This window comes from Desulfosediminicola flagellatus, assembly GCF_005116655.2.
GTDB classification, from domain to species: domain Bacteria; phylum Desulfobacterota; class Desulfobulbia; order Desulfobulbales; family Desulfocapsaceae; genus Desulfopila; species Desulfopila flagellata.
This window is the reverse complement of the sequence record NZ_CP050698.1, coordinates 1,620,441-1,637,500: the sequence shown is the minus strand read 5'-3', so window position 1 is coordinate 1,637,500 and position 17,060 is coordinate 1,620,441. Positions and strand designations below refer to the sequence as shown.

The following is a 17,060-nucleotide window of genomic DNA, read 5'->3' as shown; positions in this document are numbered from 1 at the left end:
GGTGGGTAGTTTGACTGGGGCGGTCGCCTCCTAAAGAGTAACGGAGGCGCGCGATGGTTCCCTCAGGCTGATTGGAAACCAGCCGTAGAGTGTAAAGGCATAAGGGAGCTTGACTGCGAGACAGACATGTCGAGCAGGTACGAAAGTAGGTCTTAGTGATCCGGCGATTCCGCATGGAAGGGTCGTCGCTCAACGGATAAAAGGTACTCCGGGGATAACAGGCTTATCTCCCCCAAGAGTCCATATCGACGGGGAGGTTTGGCACCTCGATGTCGGCTCATCACATCCTGGGGCTGGAGCAGGTCCCAAGGGTTTGGCTGTTCGCCAATTAAAGTGGTACGCGAGCTGGGTTTAAAACGTCGTGAGACAGTTTGGTCCTTATCTGTTGCGGGCGCAGGAAATTTGAAGAGATCTTCCCCTAGTACGAGAGGACCGGGGTGGACGAACCTATGGTGTTCCAGTTGTTCTGCCAAGGGCATTGCTGGGTAGCTAAGTTCGGAAGGGATAACCGCTGAAAGCATCTAAGCGGGAAGCCCACTCTAAGATGAGATTTCCCATGACACTAGTCATCTGAAGGCTCGTTGTAGACTACAACGTTGATAGGTCGGGTGTGGAAGCGTAGCAATACGTGGAGCTTACCGATACTAATAAGCCGTGCGGCTTATCCACATTTTTTTGATTAACAACTACTGATTACTCTACTATTCGATTATCGATTTTTAATTGTGAGGTGTAAGGCATGAGGAGTGAGGCGTAACTGCTATCCCCTACCCTATTTCTTGCAAGATATACGCTGAATACACAAAATTTTTCGGCGGTCATAGCGAAGAGGCTCCACCCGTTCCCATTCCGAACACGGAAGTTAAGCTCTTCAGCGCCGATGGTACTGCATGGGCAACTGTGTGGGAGAGTAGGTCACCGCCGATTTTATTTATAAAAAGCCCGATTGAATTACATTCAATCGGGCTTTTTGTTTTTGTGTATCAACAGGTTCATTCGAAAAACTTTATACTCTCTTTATACGATACACCTAACGGTTTGTTTTCCCAGACCTACTGCTATTTATTTTCAAAGTTGTAGCGAAGAGGTTCTACCCGTTCCCATTACGAACACGGAAGTTTCCTGAACTGTTCACCACTACGTTCGAATCGAGATGACTTACTCCCCATCGTCGCCTGCGAGATAAGCGTACAAAAGTACAGCTCATCTCACAGCTTCTTGACGAGCAAGTCATCTCAATCCGTGAACACTACAGGACCAGCTCCTCAGCGCCGATGGTACTGCATGGGCAACTGTGTGGGAGAGTAAGTCACCGCCGATTTTATATATAAAAAGCCCGATTGATTAATTTCAATCGGGCTTTTTGTTTGTGTATCAACAGGTTCATTTGAAAAAATGTATATTATCTAGACCACACAGCTAACTGTTGTTTTCCCTGACCTACAGCTATTTATTTTCAAAGTCATAGCGATGAGGCTCCACCCGCTCCCATTACGAACACGGTAGTTTCCTGAACTGTTCACCACTACGTTCTAATCGATATGACTTACTCCCCATCGTCGCCTGCGAGATCAGCGTACAAGAGTACAGCTCATCTCACGACTCCTTGACGAGCAATTCATCTCAATCCGTGAACACTACAGGACCTGCTCTCTCGGAGTCTCGCTACGCTCGCTTACCTGCGCCGATGGTACTCCATAGACCACTTTGTGGGAGAGTAGGTCACCGCCGATTTTATATATAAAAAGCCAGATTGATTAATTTCAATCGGGCTTTTTTGTTTTGCTTAAGTGTTTATTTACCTACTAGCTTCACGTAATATCATTATATTTCCATATATATCGCTAATTTTCACCACGCACCGCTACTATTATTAATCCCCCTTCCCTCTTTTTTGAAATTTTTATTCTCCGTTTTCAGATTTTTTGATCAAACCACTGCGGAATCCGTAAATTTCTATTTTTTTTTCACATAACTTCTATGTCACCGTATTTCTATCGAAAAGCCACTTTCTTATTCTTGGCTTCATAATAAACCTAATTATTTTCATATATTCCTACATTTTCCCGTAATTTATTCATTTTGAATATAGAAAATTTACATGATTTTTTTTATGGAATTTATTAGATAGCCATATGTTTTATATTTTTTTACATATTGTTCATGATTCGCATTAAGTATTTTGACTTGTCTATTTACTGGACCAAGTCTTCGAGTGAGCCACACGGCTTTATAATCAATGTACTGTGAGGAGGTTACATGGAATTTATTGCAACTCTAGATGCTCTTGTCGGAAAAATTGGTGCCTTTGCCTGGGGACCACCAATGCTCATCCTCTTGGTTGGTACTGGTATTTGGCTAACCCTCGCTCTTCGTGGAATTCAGTTCACCAAACTGCCCTATGCCCTGTATCTCGCACTGATCAAGCGTAAAGAAGACACCGATGAACCTGGTGACATCACCCATTTTCAAGCATTAATGACTGCTCTTTCCGCTACCGTCGGAACTGGTAATATTGCTGGTGTTGCTACCGCGATAGCTATTGGAGGCCCCGGCGCCCTCTTCTGGATGTGGATGACCGGTCTTGTAGGTATGGCTACTAAATATGCGGAAGCCGTTCTTGCTGTCAAATATCGTGTTGTCGATGAAAATGGTGAGATGGCTGGTGGACCAATGTATTACATTTCCAAGGGATTAAATATGCCTTGGCTCGGTGCTGTTTTCGCTGTATTTGCATCCATAGCTGCTTTCGGAATTGGCAATATGGTTCAGTCGAACTCTGTTGCGGATGCTGTTCAGGCTACCTTCAATGTTCCACCAGCTGTGACAGGTGTTGTTCTTATGGTACTGTCAGCAGCAGTTATCCTTGGTGGTATTAAGAGCATCGGTAAAGTTACCAGTGTTCTCGTTCCAATCATGATTTTCTTTTATGTTGTAGCTGCTCTCTACATCATTATCACTAATATTGCCGGTGTTCCTGCAGCTCTTGCTTTCATCGTTAATCAGGCATTCAACCCTACCGCTGCTACAGGTGGTTTCGCTGGTGCTGGTATCATGCTTGCTATCCGCATGGGTGTTGCCCGTGGTGTTTTCTCTAACGAATCAGGTCTCGGTTCTGCCCCTATCGCTGCTGCTGCTGCTCAAACCAAAAGCCCTGTAACTCAGGCACTTGTTTCAATGACTCAGACCTTTATCGATACTATTATTGTATGTACCATGACAGGTCTTGTACTCATTCTCACTGGTGTTTGGTCTAGTGGCGAGACTGGTGCTCAATTGACCACTACTGCATTCGCAGCTGGTATGCCTGGTGGTGCCTATGTAGTTACCATTGGTATCATTCTCTTTGCTTACTCTACCATGCTTGGCTGGTGCTATTATGGTGAGAAGTCAATTGAATACCTTTTCGGTGTCAAATCTATCCTGCCTTACCGCGTTGTTTTCATCACCCTCATCGGTGTTGGCGCAATCGCTAAGCTGAGCTTCGTTTGGAACCTCTCCGATACACTGAACGGCCTTATGGCTATTCCTAACCTTATCGGTCTGCTTCTTCTGACTCCGGTTATTGTTTCTGAGACAAAAAAATATTTTGATAACAAGTAATCCCGTCAAAATATTTCTCTAAAGCAATACTCCAGCCCTCAAATTGCAGCTTACTTTTATAGCCGCAATTTGAGGGCTGGTTTCGTTTTCGGCCATAGAGTATTATAACCTTGCAATTGCCTATGTAATTCTTTATAAACCCGGTTGTTTTCTTATATTGAAAAGCCATACATCAAATCTGAGCGATCTATATTTCTATCGCCATATATAGTTGTTTTTAAGGAGATCTGTTTTGAATTCAGGTGATACTACAGCGCTTACAGTAAACGACCTTCATAAAAGTTTTGGGCCGGTTGAAGTCCTGAAAGGCGTTTCATTCACCGCTAATAAGGGGGATGTAATAGCTGTCCTTGGTTCAAGTGGATCCGGAAAAAGTACCATGCTGAGATGCGTAAACCTTCTTGAGACTCCTAATAGTGGACAAGTCAGCGTATGCGGTGAAATTATTCGCATGGAGCGCAACAGGAAAGGCGAGTACATTCCTACTGACAGAAAGCAAGTTGAACGAATTCGATCGAAGCTCACCATGGTTTTCCAGCAGTTCAACCTCTGGTCCCATATGACCATTCTTGAAAACGTGATAGAAGCTCCAGTCCATGTTCTTAAAGTACCAAAGAAAACTGCAATCGAAAAAGCCAAACACTATCTCGATAAAGTGGGTATCCACGATAAAATTGACGCCTACCCTGCTCATCTTTCCGGCGGCCAGCAACAGCGGGCAGCGATAGCCAGAGCATTGGCGATGGAGCCTGAAGTCATGCTGTTTGATGAACCGACCTCTGCTCTCGACCCTGAACTGGTAGGTGAAGTCCTCCTTGTCATGCGTAAACTGGCCGAAGAGGGCAGAACTATGGTAGTGGTTACCCATGAGATGGGATTTGCGCGAGAAGTTTCTACTGAAGTTATCTACCTTTCAGAGGGCCTTATTGAAGAGCAGGGTCCACCTTCGGCAGTTTTTACCTCACCGAAATCTGAAAGATTCGCACAGTTTCTTAACACTGTGCTCTAAATTGGCATCACCAGATTCCCACCTTAACACGAGGAGAACAGCATGAAGAGAATTGTAGTGTTGATCGCATTATCCTTCCTGATTTGCACCGGTGCAGCTCAGGCAAAGGACTGGACTAAAATCCGTGTAGCTATTGAAGGCGCATATCCTCCATTCAGCCAGGTTTCCCCTGATGGAACACTTATCGGTTTTGACGTGGATATCGCTGTAGCACTTTGCGAAGCAATAGGTGCAGAGCCTGTACTCGTTGCTCAAGACTGGGATGGAATGATTCCCGGACTGCTTGCACGCAAGTACGACACCATCATCGCCTCCATGTCTATTACTGAAGAGCGCTTACAGAAAGTAGATTTCACCAAGAAGTATTACCAAACCCCTGCAAAATTCATGGTTAAGAAAGGAATTATTCCTCAATTCTCCATGGAAGCCCTTAAAGGTAAGGTAATTGGTGTACAGCGTGAGACCATTCATGATAAATACCTCACCGACATCTATGGAAAAACTGTAGAGATTAAACGCTATGGTTCTCTTGATGAAGCGTACCTTGATGTTGAAGCCGGACGTATTGATATCGTTATGGCAGACAGCGTTGCACTTATGGAAGGTTTCTTGAGCAAAGATAAAGGTGCAGATTACGAATTTGTCGGCCCGGATATGGTTGACCCTAAATTCTTCGGCCCTGGTATCGGTGCTGCAGTTCGCAAGCAGGATGGTGAACTGAAGCAGAAACTGAACGAAGCTATCGATACTATTCGTGCAAACGGTACTTACGAGAAGATTCAGAATAAATATTTTAATTTTAACGTTTACGGCGAGTAAGTAATACCTACCTTACCTTCCGGCGTTCCCGGTGGGACACTTCATTGTCTCACCGGCCTTACCGTGACGCTCTCTTATGATTGACCTGCAAGGATATGGCCCAAGTATCGCTCAGGGCACATTGTTGACTATCAATGTTTCTCTGACTTCGCTCGCAATAGCTACTGTACTCGGTGTTGCCGGTGCTCTAGCCAAACTCTCCGGTTCCCGCGTTTTAAAAACAATTGCGCAGATTTATACCACCGTAATTCGTGGTGTGCCAGATCTTGTGCTCATGCTACTGGTTTTTTACGGCGGCCAGATGCTTGTGAATCAGTTAGCATATAGTGTCGGCTATGAAGATTATATCGATATCAACCCGTACATCGCAGGTGTCTTGACAATCGGCTTCATATTCGGTGCCTATATGGCAGAAACTTTCAGAGGAGCAATTCTTGCTGTTCCGGCAGGGCAACTCGAAGCAGGTGCAGCCTATGGCATGTCACAAATACAAGTCATTATAAGAATACTTCTTCCCCAGATGGTTCGCCACGCCATACCCGGCTTCGGCAACAACTGGCTGGTGCTCACAAAAGCTACAGCGCTCGTCTCTATCATCGGGTTAGACGACATGGTCCGCAAAGCCTCGCTTGCTGCCGGTTCCACACGAATGCCTTTTACTTTTTATGCCGTTGTGGCATTTAATTACCTTATAATCACTACAGTCTCTATCTACCTGCTGCAATGGTTGGAGAAAAAATACAGTTTGGGGGTCATAAAGAACTGATATGAACTTCTCCTTAATCTTAGAAAATATTGATGTTTATTTCGGTGGTGTCTGGATCACCCTCGAACTGGTAAGTCTCTCACTGATATTTGGCTTTTTTATTGCTATTGCTTTAGCTGTATTGCTCACAATCAGTAATAACCCTCTAGTCACCCTACCAATACGAGCGTTCGTCTATTTCTTTCGCGGTACGCCTCTGCTTATCCAAATGTTTCTTGTTTACTACGGCATGGGGCAATTTGAAGCGATTAAAGATACCTTTATCTGGGACCTGTTTAAAGAAGCGCACTTCTGCGCCCTGTTCACCTTTGCTCTTAATACCGGTGCCTACACGACAGAAATTTTTCGAGGCTCAATAGTCAATACACCACTTGGTGAAATCGAGGCTGCTAAAGCTGCCGGGATGTCAAAGCCGTTAATGTTCAGGCGAATCATCCTGCCAAGTGCTCTACGGCGCGCCCTACCAGCCTATGGAAATGAAATGATTTTCATGCTTCACGGTACCGCTCTGGCCAGCGTTATCACCATTGTCGATATAACCGGCGCCGCGCGTATAATCAATTCACGGTTTTACAGCCCTTACGAAGCATTTCTGACTGCCGCTGCATTTTATATGGTTATTACCTTCACTATGGTATGGGGATTGAAAAAGCTGGAATACAAATGGTTGGCTCATCTAAGAAGGGACAGCGATACAGCCTGACCACTCTTGATTATACATCAAATCGAACCGGGTCAGTCGACAATTGCTAACGCTCTAACCGGCGCCCCGTCCGCATCAGCAAGGTTTAAAGGCAGGCAAAAAAATTCGCATAACGGTGTTGGAATATTTGACAGGTTCTTCAGGTTTTCGACTATTAACAGCTCTTTAGCAAACAGTATTCTGTGAATTGAAAAATCTTTGGATTTCATCATGTCTGCAGACATTACATCCAACCCGATCCCCTTGAGTGAAAACTGGGTCAACCACTTTGCAGCTTTCTCATCCAGAACAGGAAAATCACCAAAATACTCCGGTGTTGCCCAATACTTATCCCAACCTGTCGCCAACAACAGGAAATCGGCTGTTTTCAGATATGATTGTAATGGTTCTAGTAAATCAACTGTTATAGTTTTTCTGTGTTCATCAGGGTGGAAATATACGCATGCCGGTCCATGGAACCATTCCACAGGATAAGCGTCCAGGGTTTTTCCATTTTCATCCATATGTGCAGGCGCATCTATATGGGTACCTGTATGAGAATACATACATACTTTCTTTTCGCGAAAGCCATCATCTTCTAGAGTGTTTGCCTGCTCTATACCAGGCTGCTCAGTTCCAGGAAAAACCGGCATAGCAGGTTCCAGGCGGTGGGTCAGATCAATTGATCGCATTTTCTCAATTTCTCAATTTCTCCAGATTTCTTCGAAGTATTGAGTAGTAAGGCACAACGCCTTACTTTTTATTACAGGAAATAGCTGACAAAGCGGAACTATATCCGCCATGCTCCTTAAATTGTCCTGAATATAATCGATATCAGCAATTACCGTAATCACCGACATCCACAGATAGCGAGTAAATCAGCACAATCTCAGAATAGAAACAGAAATGATGATTAGTTCGCTCAGCGTATTACCTGAATATTACTCGCCGTCATCCAGGATTGGGCCACCTACAGTGTCGACAATAACAGTGTGGCAATCGACCTCACACCACTGATCAAAAAGCTTTCGGTCTAAATTTTTAGGCCAGAGCGATGGCTCATTGTACCAGTCTTCCAATTCAGATTCGAAGACCTGCCTAAAATTGAGATCAAGCCACTCATCAACATGCTCAGCTTCAGAATCATCAATCAGGTAAACTGTCCGATCCTCATTAGCTTCCTCAATAGTTATCTTAGAACGACTGTCCAAAGGATCAGCTTCATTTATCCATTTGATGAAAGGCTGTTTGAGTCGTACTATTAATGCAGCTCGATTAATCATGTTTTTTAATACTCCAAAAAAAGGGAAACACTACTTACAATGTATTTATGAAATCATACCACGACCTGTCATCTATCTCGAACGCCTCACATGATTCACCACTCGGTATTACACGGTTCATCAGAAGAGGGCAAAGGTTTTCTGTTATCCGACAAACGAGGAGTTCTATGCGATTGTATTGTAATAGTTTCTATCTTCTGGCTCTTTCTCTCTCAATGCTACTGTTATCCTCATGCGCAACACCTGTTCAACACTCATTAGAAGACAACAGACCCACCAGAGAATATGTGGTAACAGGAGAGAGTCACATTCGTAGTAACGCTCCCGTATTTATTATAGAAAACCCCGAAAATAACTATAATCTGATAGGCACTCCTGTCGTTAAGCTACACGGGGATAAAGACTACGAGGTGTACATTGATACCGACACAGCAACCTATTATGCAGAAACTAGAACATGGAACGGCATACGCGGCAACTATACAAATCTCATTTATCGCGTTCATTTCCCTGAAATACCTTTAAAATTTTTCCCATTTCATCTCGGCACCGGAAAAAATATTGGCCTATTTGTAATTATAACCCTCAATGAGGATAACCAACCTTTACTGATAACCACCCTTCACACCTGTGGATGTTATCTTGCGTTTATCCCGACAGATCTGCTTGCCCCTATCTACCACCCACCAAACAGAACCGATTCCCAACAATTAGTTTTTGGCGAATATCTACCTACTTCTATCGTCGCGCCTTCTACTCATGAACCCGGAAAACTCACTATCCGGTTGCGTAACGAAACACACAGGGTCATGGATGTAAATTACCGTTCTGCACACATCAACGGTACTCATCAAACACAATCACAACTGTTGCCACTTGAAGATCTTCAAAACCTTCCCTCCCCTTCGAGTCAAACGTATTCACTATTCAATACGAAAGACCCCGGAAAAGAATATGTTAAAGGCAGTTACAAAATATGGGAAAGAGCACTCATGAGCTGGTGGGCACTTGACTGGCGGGTGGGTGAAGATAAACGACTGGGCCGGAGTGTTAACGATGGAGTAGTTTTTTATACCAGCATAAAACCGTGGGCACGAGATGCCTCTGATTTGCGTGATTTTTCACGTTTTTTAAAGTATTGGGGCTGGAAATTATAAATCTCATAATTGTGAACTTTGCCCCAACACCTTTGTATAAACTGTGCCGCCCTTACGCCTGCCCTTCCGTGTGATAGGTAAGTAATTTTTGCAGTAGCACCTGATTATGCATATCGAGTTCCATAAACTCAACACCAACCTTTTTAGTTGCGTCTGAGACGTAGGATTGATCTTCAGAAACCTCTTCCCTGATTAATCTGACAGGGACATTTTTGAGATATAATGTTGTCCCTGCAAAAATAATTTCTACTGGCCACTGCGATGGAAACGTATCATTCGCCGAACATTGGAATGCCAGGCCACCAACACTGATATCATCTATATGATGCATTCCGTTTGGCGTAACCAGTATTGCTTCCTTACGCCCTTTGAGTCGTTTATTCTTTCGACGGTCATTAGAATCTGAATCTGAATCTGACATTGAATGTCCTTATAAAGTTCACATACTTTTAAAGCGCTTAAAGCTTAATGATAACCATACTCCTGTTGATGTTAGGCTGGAAGGTACGGGTTCACTCTATTTTCAAAACCACCCTATAATCATACATAAAATATACTGTAAAACAAATTACTAAAACCGCACCATCTTTATGTAAGATAAAGGAATAATATGATCACCACCGAAACGCAGCTTAAAAAAGTGAGGTGTTAGGAGTCAGGCGTGAGGCGTTAAAAGCACTACTCACTGGATTCTCCATAAGTAACTCTATGTTGGTTGTAAATGAATAACTGGATTTCGATAAATTCTATACTCCACACTCCTTGCACTTAACGCCTCAAAAGGCTAGTTGAGGTTTTGTTATTTAGAAGAAGAAAACAAAATCAGGCACACGCCTCAATCGTGAACCATCTTCTTGTATTTCTGATGGAAACTGACTAACGGTTACCACGGGCAGATTCCTGGCAGACACCAGCTTCAGCTTCGTGCTATATCGCTCCCTGCCGGCATCGTTGCTCTGATTCATAGCGTGCTTTCAGACTGTGTCCCAATCGTATAAGCAGATTGCCCAAAGCTATAGCCAGCCTGCCCTTCTCTTGTGGATTAGCTGCTTCCCACTCCGCCACCATTCGTTGTCGTTCAGCTTCCCGGCAGAGCTCTTGCTGCCGCTCTCTAATGATTATTTCAATAATATATGGATTCATATGTACTCCGCAATATGTGTTACAATTGATGTAATTACCACACAAACTCAACCCGGCTACTTCTATCTGAAATTTCACTGCAAGCTGAATTTAGGCGGTAAACTGACTCGTGTTTTATGCCTTATCTGCGTACGGGGAGGCTGTCCAAAAACTACAGCCTCTTTTGCATCCAGACCGTATCGAAATATTTCCCATGCTTTTTACCGATATTGACAAACCTGCCGCACTCCACAAACCCGTTTTTCTCATGAAATCGTATACTCCCGGGATTACGGGAAGAAATATTTGAGAGGATAGAAGAAAAGCCGATTTCCTTACCCTCATTTACCAGTCGATCCAGTAGCTGTTTGCCAAGTCCTGCCCGGAGATGATCGGGATGAAGAAAACAGACAAACTCAGCGGTATGTGCAAATTCCTGAATCGCTTTATGAGCCCTCAGCATTCCAAATCCCAGCAACTTACCGCTTTCATCCTTTATAACTAATGCAGGGTATCCGCGTGCAGCATCAAGAAACAAACTGAATGCACTAGCCGGCAATTTCTCTTCCCGATAAGCAGCAAAGGTGTGTTCGATATAATGATTAAATATATTCATTACAGCATCACCATCCTCAACGCCCATCCGGTATATTGAATAGCTCATCCCCCCACCTCTATCTTCGTTCAAATCATTGAAAACCACCAAGGCCGCTTAACCCAGTATCGCTTGGTGGTGCCTCAAGGAATTCTTCAATTGCGTTTGCAAGAAGTTCAATCCCTTCCTTTATCTGGTGCTCATCAGCCCATGCAGTTGATAATCTCATGCCATGAACGTACCGCTGGTCAATATCAAATAACGGACCCGGTAAAAAAGAGACGCCTTTATCTATGGCTGTAAGCAGTAGCGCCACGCTTGAATACCCTCGCGGCAATTCAAGCAGGATAGAAAAACCACCATTCGGCCTGGACCAGCGAATCTCTTTAGGCATGAGTTTTTCTAAAGAATTAATGAGTGTACTCATTCGCTTTTGGTATACGAGCCGCATAGATTCCACATGCGAGTCAAACCTACCCGATCTGTAAATATTCAACGCTAACGCCTGGGTAATTGCAGGAGCCGAATGATCCATCAAACGTTTAAGCTGGGCAAGCTCCTGAATTCTTTTAGGTGAAGTAATAATCCACCCTATTCTCAATCCTGTCATTACAGATTTTGACATCGAACTCACGACTATCGCCTGCTCCCCCCCCAGATCCTTTAACAAGCTAGGCTGCGCCTTTCTTTCAAACCGTAGATCACGAAATATCTCATCTGCAATAACAATGCTTCCGGTTCTTTTCGCCCACTCAACAAGACGGCGAGATCGCTCGGGACTAATATCTGTACCCATTGGATTGTGCACATACGGACAGAGGTAAAACATACGTGGCGAGTAGTCAGAAAAACGTTCCAATTGCTCAATTATCGGGCCCTGCTCGTCTCGCTGGACAGTTTCCACCCAATGTCCCATTGCAGCGAATGAATTTGATATTCCCTGAAAACATGGTGTCTCGCAGATAATTTCGGGCTGCTCCTCCATCGCAGACTGGGCAATTAAGGTAATTGCCTGCGAAACGCCGTTGGTGATCATGACCATATCAGGAGTAACCACCATACCGTCTTCACTCGCGCGCCTGGCTATCTCTTTACGAAGATCGTATACGCCCAGGGGGTCAGTTGCGGCAATATAGTGTACTGATCCATTTTTAAGTACATCTTCACAGGTCTCATCCAGGAATCGTGCAGGAAGATCTGATGCATCCGGCGTCCCTTTGGTAAGCGCTATCATGCCAGGCTTATGTGCAAGTGGCATGATATCATAGAGTGCCTTACTTACACCTGTTCGCAATCGACGGGCAGCATGCTCACGTGGCCTATCAAGCATTTGGCGTGAACGTCCTTTTGCCTCAGGACGCTGATTCAGAGCAAATTCGCTTGGCCCTTCATCATCAACTTTTACAGCATTCACGTCACGAATAAAGGTACCCCGCCCAACATGGCACGTTGTATGCCCTGCTTCACCTAAATCCTGCAATGCTCTGCGTACAGTTGCCTGTGTAACTCCTATCGCTTTTGCAAGACTTGATACAGACGGCAACCTATCACCCGGCTGCAGTTCACCGCTTTCAATTAACTTTTCAACACGTGTTCGTATCTGAATATATAACGGGATATCCAGATCCCGATCGATCTCATACATATACCACCTCATTTATACTGTATTAATACAGTACCAATACACCCAACACACAAAACGTGTCAAATAGTTTTTTAAGAAATAGCGGATATTTTCAAGTCTGCCAAGACTTAAGAAGCCGCTTTTAGGTGATTATCATGATTATTTCAAATACTATAAAAAATGAAGATTTGCTCAAAAGGGAAGATATACTATCGCGATATAACAGGACATTATATGGAGAAATGACAGTCTCGCAGGGTTGTATCCACTGGCAGAGGCCAAACCCAAAAGGGGCGATTATACTATGAAAGTATCTTCAGGGTGGGTATTGGTTTTCACCATTACCGCTTCTAAAAGAATGTCGTTGGAATTATTGATGAACATATGCTTTACATAAGGAGGGATCACAAGAGAAACACCGGGATACAGCTCAACCTCTCGATCATCCATCAGAATTCGTCCGGAACCTGCGGTAAAGTGAAAGAACTCAGTTGTACTTTTATGGTAATGACTGAACTTGCCTTCACGAAAACGGATAAGATAAACCTCGGTATTTGGAGACTGCATGACTTCACCTGTAGCTTGCAGGCAGGTATCGTAACCTTCCTTCTGAACCCACAGACCCATCGCCTCTCCCTCCTTTCGAGTACTCTTTTTGAGGAATATACTAATAACTATGAATTCGTAATGTGTTAGCTCCTCAGAATACCATGCAGGCAGTAATTGTCCAGAAACAAAACATATAATAACGGCGTATTACCTAAACAAATATCATTCAGCAATTCAACAGACACGGACAATTGCCTGTCAAATGGTTCCATTCATATCTATATTTTTATGGCTTATTCAGATAGAACATCAAAGCATTCAGTACCAACCCATGATCGATACTACCTGATTCTATCTTTTTGCGAACATCAGCTTCAGATTTAAGAATACACTCGATATCTTCCATATCATCAAAACTGGGATCGGATACTCGAACAGCATCCTCAACAAGTACAGTGTGACAGTAATTACGCTGAATAGCTGGGTTAGGGCAAACCTTACCAATCACCCGGGCATGATTTCCCGCATAACCTGTCTCTTCAAGCAATTCTCTACAACCCGCCTCAATAGGATCTTCACCCGCATTCATCATACCTCCGGGTATCTCTATTTCCATGCGGCCGGTACCATATCTCAATTGGCGTATAAGAACTATCTCCTGCTCAGGGGTAAGCGCTATAATATTTACCCAGTCAGGAAAATCAAAGAGGTAGAAATCCTTTGTTCTGCCACTTCTCTTGCAGACAACGGGTCCCGCGTGAATTTTCACAACGGGTGTGTCCAGTATTACTTTGTCAGGATGAACCTCCCAACCCTCAACTGAATTATCATTCTTTTTACGCACCGGCGATCTCCTGCAGTTTGTTCTAATTGGTTTAACATAGCTTCCACCCGAAAAGTCAGCAGGTGGCTCAATAGTATTTCTTCAAAAGAACTACTATTGCCGTTAATCTTCAGCATGTCTAATAGAGTTTTATACTGAGGAAAATTTTATTCATTTTATAGCTGTAGCCCACGCAAACCATCTATCCCCATCTGCACAGCCATAATGAGCAAAAGCATTCCCATCAGCCTTTCAAGTGCTTCAAGCCCTTTATCTTTAAGAATACGATATAAAAGAGGCGAAAAGATCAGCACCACCGATGTCACTAACCACGCCAATAATAAGGCTGCAAGAGTCTCCGGCCATGAACCCTGATTTGACCTGCTGAGAACCAGTAATGTGGCAAGTGCCGACGGACCCGCAATCATCGGAATGGCAATTGGGACCATAAACGGCTCACCGGTAGAACCATAGATATTGCCGCCTCCTTCAGACGGAAAAATGAGCCTGATACCGATTATAAAAAATATTATAGCGCCGGCAATCGTTACCGATTCGGTCTGGAGATGAAAGAGGCTCAGAAAATGATCGCCAAGAAAGAGAAACCCAAGCAGAATAATCAACCCGTATCCCATTTCTCTCACTATCACCTTACGCACCCGGTCTTCCGGCACATCCTTTAGCACCGAAAGCAGGACAGGCACATTACCGAACGGGTCCAGAACAAAGAGCAGCAGAATTGCTGTAGAGATGATTGGCAAACCGACATCCATAAGAGAACCCCTGAGAGAGAAAAATACGGCTCAAAACAGATCATCACAACACGACGGATCTATCCTTACGCCAATACATGTAATAGTCAAAAATTAAAAATGATTAAAAAATAGAAAGCTATAGAAGATCGTTTAGAGAAACAGGGTACAAGAGAAGAGAATAGAGGTAATGCAAAGCCTGTCCTTAACCTCAAGCTGTAACTTTTCAGCAGTGCTCAATATGTGCATACGCAGCCAGTGCAGTAGCTTCGTGTAGACTTCAATACAGCGTGGATACCGCACGGTCTAATCGGTGCATATGGAGTGCTGCTGAATGGTTACAAAATTACCGATAACCAGCTGACTGACGAGGGAGGAGATAACTGTCGCAAAAAACGAAGTATGTTGTGTCTCACCAGCCAGCATGGTTATCGATCTCTGCGTACTATATACTCAGTGACGCAGAGTTGTGGTGGCTCGTGTCTATCCAGGTCGGTTCTGGAAGTTTGTGCTCCATCTGGTGCCAGGTAAAACCACCAAAGTCAGAATTGGACGGGTTCACATATTCAAACCCTAAAGCAGTATAAAACTCGACCAGGTTATCTTTGCAGAGTAGAAGGATTTTTTGCTTCTCCTTTCCCTCGGCAACTTCAATTATCTTATCCATAAGCATTCTGGCGATGCCTTTACCACGATGTTCAGGGTGAACTGCCAGAGAAAAAATCACATTGTTTTTCCCATTTCGTACATGGCCGATAAGGTATTTCAACTCTTCGTCGGTAATATCATCTTTATGTGTCGCACCGGTGTTTATCATACCGACAATCTCACCGTTTACTTCGGCGACATAGAATCCATCCGGGTATATCTCAATCCGCTTGGCAATGAAATCACGCGGAGCAACCTCTATAGGAGAGTAGCAACGCTCCTCAAGAAGGACACAACCGTTTAAATCACTTCGCTCAACTCTTCTAATCTCTATGGTCTTCATGGTCTAATACCCGTTAATTGAAACAATATTTTCACTTCGAAAGATTGATGTTGTCACGATACAGAAGAGGAGTTAATAAGTAAAATATATATAAACAATCCACTTAATAAGTTTGAGTTATGCAACACGACCTTAATCGACTACGAATTTTTTATAATATTTACCGACTGAACAGCGTTAGCAATGCCGCCAGAAAGCTTAATCTCTCGCAACCTGCTGTAAGTCAGCACCTCAAAAAACTTGAAAAAGAGTTGAAGGTGCCGCTATTTACCAGAATTCATAAAAAGCTTGTCCCCACTTCTGCGGGCAGACAGCTCTACGATACCATTGAACCTTTTCTGACAGGTCTTCCGGATATTCTGCAAGGGCTCAGATATCCAGCAGACACTCCATATGGGCTCGTGCGGATTGGAGTTCCCTATGAATTCGGACGCGCTTACCTGCCTGACATATGCCATTCTTTCAGAGTAAAGTATCCGGAAGTACGTTTTTCAATCAGACTTGGTGAGCCGTTGTCACTTCTCAAACTGCTGCATGAAGGTGAAATTGACTTTGCAGTAATTGATCTTGTACTTGCTACAATGCAGCTTATGGGAGGCAGTGCCGATTTTTACAGTATCGATTCGATGATTGATGAAGAGCTGACACTCATCTGTTCGCGGGAATATTATGACAAGGAAATAAATGGGGACCATTCGTACGAGAACCTGATAGAAAAAGAATTCATTTCAGATGAACACGATGACATGTTCTTAAAGCACTGGTTTCTACACCACTTCAAGAAGAGAAATATTCGGCCTAATGTGGTGCTCACGGTGGAAAGTCATCAGGCAAACCTCAGATGTGTAAAACTCGGAATGGGCTTAACTACAACATCATCGCATATGGTTTGGAAGGAAATTCGCTCTGGATTGATAGTTCCGATAACTACAGGGACTCCCAACGCTATCAACACAATATCACTGGTTGAGCTTCAGGACAGGATACCAACAATAACTGAAAAAACATTTCATACACATATCATGGAGAGCATGCAGCACGATACAATGCTTCGCAGGTTCAACATTCTCCCCCAAAACCCGAATATCTCATGAACATTATGTTAATTCCAAAAACATTCCTTGCGTTTCGCTGCATTCTTGTTTACGAAAACGTTAACAACCTGCAATAGTTCATCCGTTTAACCCGCATTTTCATACGCTTTTCAGCAGTTGCAGCGCTACAAGCCACTTGCAGCAATTTACAACAGCAACATGGATTGTGCCGCGACCTGCGAAAAACTGTA

At 43.8% G+C, this 17,060-nt stretch carries 17 protein-coding genes and 2 rRNA genes (1 of these 19 only partly in view); 9 read left to right on the top strand and 10 right to left on the bottom strand.

Annotated elements, in window-relative coordinates; translation table 11 throughout:
- The 7 genes from FCL46_RS06825 to FCL46_RS06795 all read left to right on the top strand — a co-directional run.
- Positions 1–669 (top strand): 23S ribosomal RNA (locus FCL46_RS06825); it begins 2,249 nt to the left of the window's first position.
- Positions 670–810: 141 nt separating this feature from the next.
- A 5S ribosomal RNA gene (rrf, locus tag FCL46_RS06820) occupies positions 811–927 on the top strand.
- Between the two features lie 1,332 nt (positions 928–2,259).
- Positions 2,260–3,603, top strand: a complete 1,344-nt coding sequence (locus FCL46_RS06815) for an alanine/glycine:cation symporter family protein (protein ID WP_136805615.1) — start codon at positions 2,260–2,262, stop codon at positions 3,601–3,603.
- A 232-nt stretch (positions 3,604–3,835) separates the two neighbouring features.
- Positions 3,836–4,612 carry an ABC transporter ATP-binding protein gene (locus tag FCL46_RS06810; protein ID WP_136805614.1) on the top strand — a complete coding sequence of 259 codons (777 nt, stop codon included), beginning with the start codon at positions 3,836–3,838 and terminating at the stop codon, positions 4,610–4,612.
- A gap of 42 nt (positions 4,613–4,654) precedes the next feature.
- Complete coding sequence (locus tag FCL46_RS06805) at positions 4,655–5,431, top strand: ABC transporter substrate-binding protein (RefSeq protein ID WP_136805613.1); 777 nt, start codon at positions 4,655–4,657, stop codon at positions 5,429–5,431.
- Between the two features lie 76 nt (positions 5,432–5,507).
- Complete coding sequence (locus FCL46_RS06800; protein ID WP_136805612.1) at positions 5,508–6,197, top strand: ABC transporter permease; 690 nt, start codon at positions 5,508–5,510, stop codon at positions 6,195–6,197.
- Position 6,198: 1 nt separating this feature from the next.
- On the top strand, positions 6,199–6,900 hold the full coding sequence (locus tag FCL46_RS06795) for an ABC transporter permease (protein WP_136805611.1): 702 nt from the start codon (positions 6,199–6,201) through the stop codon (positions 6,898–6,900).
- 32 nt (positions 6,901–6,932) lie between these two features.
- On the opposite strand, the gene FCL46_RS06790 is transcribed toward FCL46_RS06795, so the two are convergent.
- On the bottom strand, positions 6,933–7,571 hold the full coding sequence (locus FCL46_RS06790) for a cyclase family protein (RefSeq protein ID WP_136805610.1): 639 nt from the start codon (positions 7,569–7,571) through the stop codon (positions 6,933–6,935).
- A 249-nt stretch (positions 7,572–7,820) separates the two neighbouring features.
- Positions 7,821–8,162: a hypothetical protein gene (locus FCL46_RS06785; protein ID WP_136805609.1), complete on the bottom strand. Its 342-nt coding sequence runs from the start codon at positions 8,160–8,162 to the stop codon at positions 7,821–7,823.
- A gap of 167 nt (positions 8,163–8,329) precedes the next feature.
- Between FCL46_RS06785 and FCL46_RS06780 the strand changes: the two genes are divergently transcribed.
- Positions 8,330–9,319 carry a hypothetical protein gene (locus FCL46_RS06780; RefSeq protein WP_136805608.1) on the top strand — a complete coding sequence of 330 codons (990 nt, stop codon included), beginning with the start codon at positions 8,330–8,332 and terminating at the stop codon, positions 9,317–9,319.
- A gap of 52 nt (positions 9,320–9,371) precedes the next feature.
- Here the strand turns inward: FCL46_RS06780 and FCL46_RS06775 are convergent, their stop codons facing one another.
- From FCL46_RS06775 to FCL46_RS06740, 8 genes are all read right to left on the bottom strand, one after another.
- Positions 9,372–9,740 carry a PilZ domain-containing protein gene (locus tag FCL46_RS06775; RefSeq protein WP_136805607.1) on the bottom strand — a complete coding sequence of 123 codons (369 nt, stop codon included), beginning with the start codon at positions 9,738–9,740 and terminating at the stop codon, positions 9,372–9,374.
- A 506-nt stretch (positions 9,741–10,246) separates the two neighbouring features.
- Positions 10,247–10,462, bottom strand: coding sequence for a hypothetical protein (locus FCL46_RS06770; protein ID WP_136805606.1), 216 nt, complete (start codon positions 10,460–10,462; stop codon positions 10,247–10,249).
- Positions 10,463–10,613: 151 nt separating this feature from the next.
- Positions 10,614–11,105: a GNAT family N-acetyltransferase gene (locus tag FCL46_RS06765; protein WP_136805605.1), complete on the bottom strand. Its 492-nt coding sequence runs from the start codon at positions 11,103–11,105 to the stop codon at positions 10,614–10,616.
- A 25-nt stretch (positions 11,106–11,130) separates the two neighbouring features.
- Positions 11,131–12,681 (bottom strand): aminotransferase-like domain-containing protein, encoded by a 1,551-nt coding sequence (locus FCL46_RS06760; protein ID WP_167505757.1) that lies wholly within the window; start codon positions 12,679–12,681, stop codon positions 11,131–11,133.
- A 276-nt stretch (positions 12,682–12,957) separates the two neighbouring features.
- Positions 12,958–13,287 carry a cupin domain-containing protein gene (locus FCL46_RS06755; protein ID WP_136805603.1) on the bottom strand — a complete coding sequence of 110 codons (330 nt, stop codon included), beginning with the start codon at positions 13,285–13,287 and terminating at the stop codon, positions 12,958–12,960.
- A gap of 208 nt (positions 13,288–13,495) precedes the next feature.
- On the bottom strand, positions 13,496–14,053 hold the full coding sequence (locus FCL46_RS06750; protein ID WP_167505756.1) for an NUDIX hydrolase: 558 nt from the start codon (positions 14,051–14,053) through the stop codon (positions 13,496–13,498).
- Positions 14,054–14,208: 155 nt separating this feature from the next.
- Positions 14,209–14,805: a MarC family protein gene (locus FCL46_RS06745; protein ID WP_136805601.1), complete on the bottom strand. Its 597-nt coding sequence runs from the start codon at positions 14,803–14,805 to the stop codon at positions 14,209–14,211.
- Between the two features lie 424 nt (positions 14,806–15,229).
- The gene (locus FCL46_RS06740; RefSeq protein ID WP_136805600.1) at positions 15,230–15,775 is read right to left on the bottom strand and encodes a GNAT family N-acetyltransferase; all 546 of its coding nucleotides are present in this window, start codon (positions 15,773–15,775) and stop codon (positions 15,230–15,232) included.
- Between the two features lie 119 nt (positions 15,776–15,894).
- On the opposite strand from FCL46_RS06740, the gene FCL46_RS06735 reads away from it, so the two are divergent.
- A complete protein-coding gene (locus FCL46_RS06735) occupies positions 15,895–16,869 on the top strand; it encodes a LysR family transcriptional regulator (RefSeq protein ID WP_136805599.1) in 975 nt (324 codons plus the stop codon).
- The last annotated feature ends 191 nt before the right edge of the window (positions 16,870–17,060 follow it).

Excerpts from the sequence above, each read along its gene's own strand:
- FCL46_RS06780 (WP_136805608.1), top strand. The coding sequence starts at position 8,330 with ATGCGATTGTATTGTAATAGTTTCTATCTTCTGGCTCTTTCTCTCTCA.
- FCL46_RS06765 (WP_136805605.1), bottom strand. The coding sequence starts at position 11,105 with ATGAGCTATTCAATATACCGGATGGGCGTTGAGGATGGTGATGCTGTA.
- FCL46_RS06770 (WP_136805606.1), bottom strand. The coding sequence starts at position 10,462 with ATGAATCCATATATTATTGAAATAATCATTAGAGAGCGGCAGCAAGAG.
- FCL46_RS06805 (WP_136805613.1), top strand. The coding sequence starts at position 4,655 with ATGAAGAGAATTGTAGTGTTGATCGCATTATCCTTCCTGATTTGCACC.
- FCL46_RS06800 (WP_136805612.1), top strand. The coding sequence starts at position 5,508 with ATGATTGACCTGCAAGGATATGGCCCAAGTATCGCTCAGGGCACATTG.
- FCL46_RS06795 (WP_136805611.1), top strand. The coding sequence starts at position 6,199 with ATGAACTTCTCCTTAATCTTAGAAAATATTGATGTTTATTTCGGTGGT.
- FCL46_RS06740 (WP_136805600.1), bottom strand. The coding sequence starts at position 15,775 with ATGAAGACCATAGAGATTAGAAGAGTTGAGCGAAGTGATTTAAACGGT.
- FCL46_RS06755 (WP_136805603.1), bottom strand. The coding sequence starts at position 13,287 with ATGGGTCTGTGGGTTCAGAAGGAAGGTTACGATACCTGCCTGCAAGCT.
- FCL46_RS06785 (WP_136805609.1), bottom strand. The coding sequence starts at position 8,162 with ATGATTAATCGAGCTGCATTAATAGTACGACTCAAACAGCCTTTCATC.
- FCL46_RS06760 (WP_167505757.1), bottom strand. The coding sequence starts at position 12,681 with ATGTATGAGATCGATCGGGATCTGGATATCCCGTTATATATTCAGATA.
- FCL46_RS06735 (WP_136805599.1), top strand. The coding sequence starts at position 15,895 with ATGCAACACGACCTTAATCGACTACGAATTTTTTATAATATTTACCGA.
- FCL46_RS06775 (WP_136805607.1), bottom strand. The coding sequence starts at position 9,740 with ATGTCAGATTCAGATTCAGATTCTAATGACCGTCGAAAGAATAAACGA.
- FCL46_RS06815 (WP_136805615.1), top strand. The coding sequence starts at position 2,260 with ATGGAATTTATTGCAACTCTAGATGCTCTTGTCGGAAAAATTGGTGCC.
- FCL46_RS06790 (WP_136805610.1), bottom strand. The coding sequence starts at position 7,571 with ATGCGATCAATTGATCTGACCCACCGCCTGGAACCTGCTATGCCGGTT.
- FCL46_RS06745 (WP_136805601.1), bottom strand. The coding sequence starts at position 14,805 with ATGGATGTCGGTTTGCCAATCATCTCTACAGCAATTCTGCTGCTCTTT.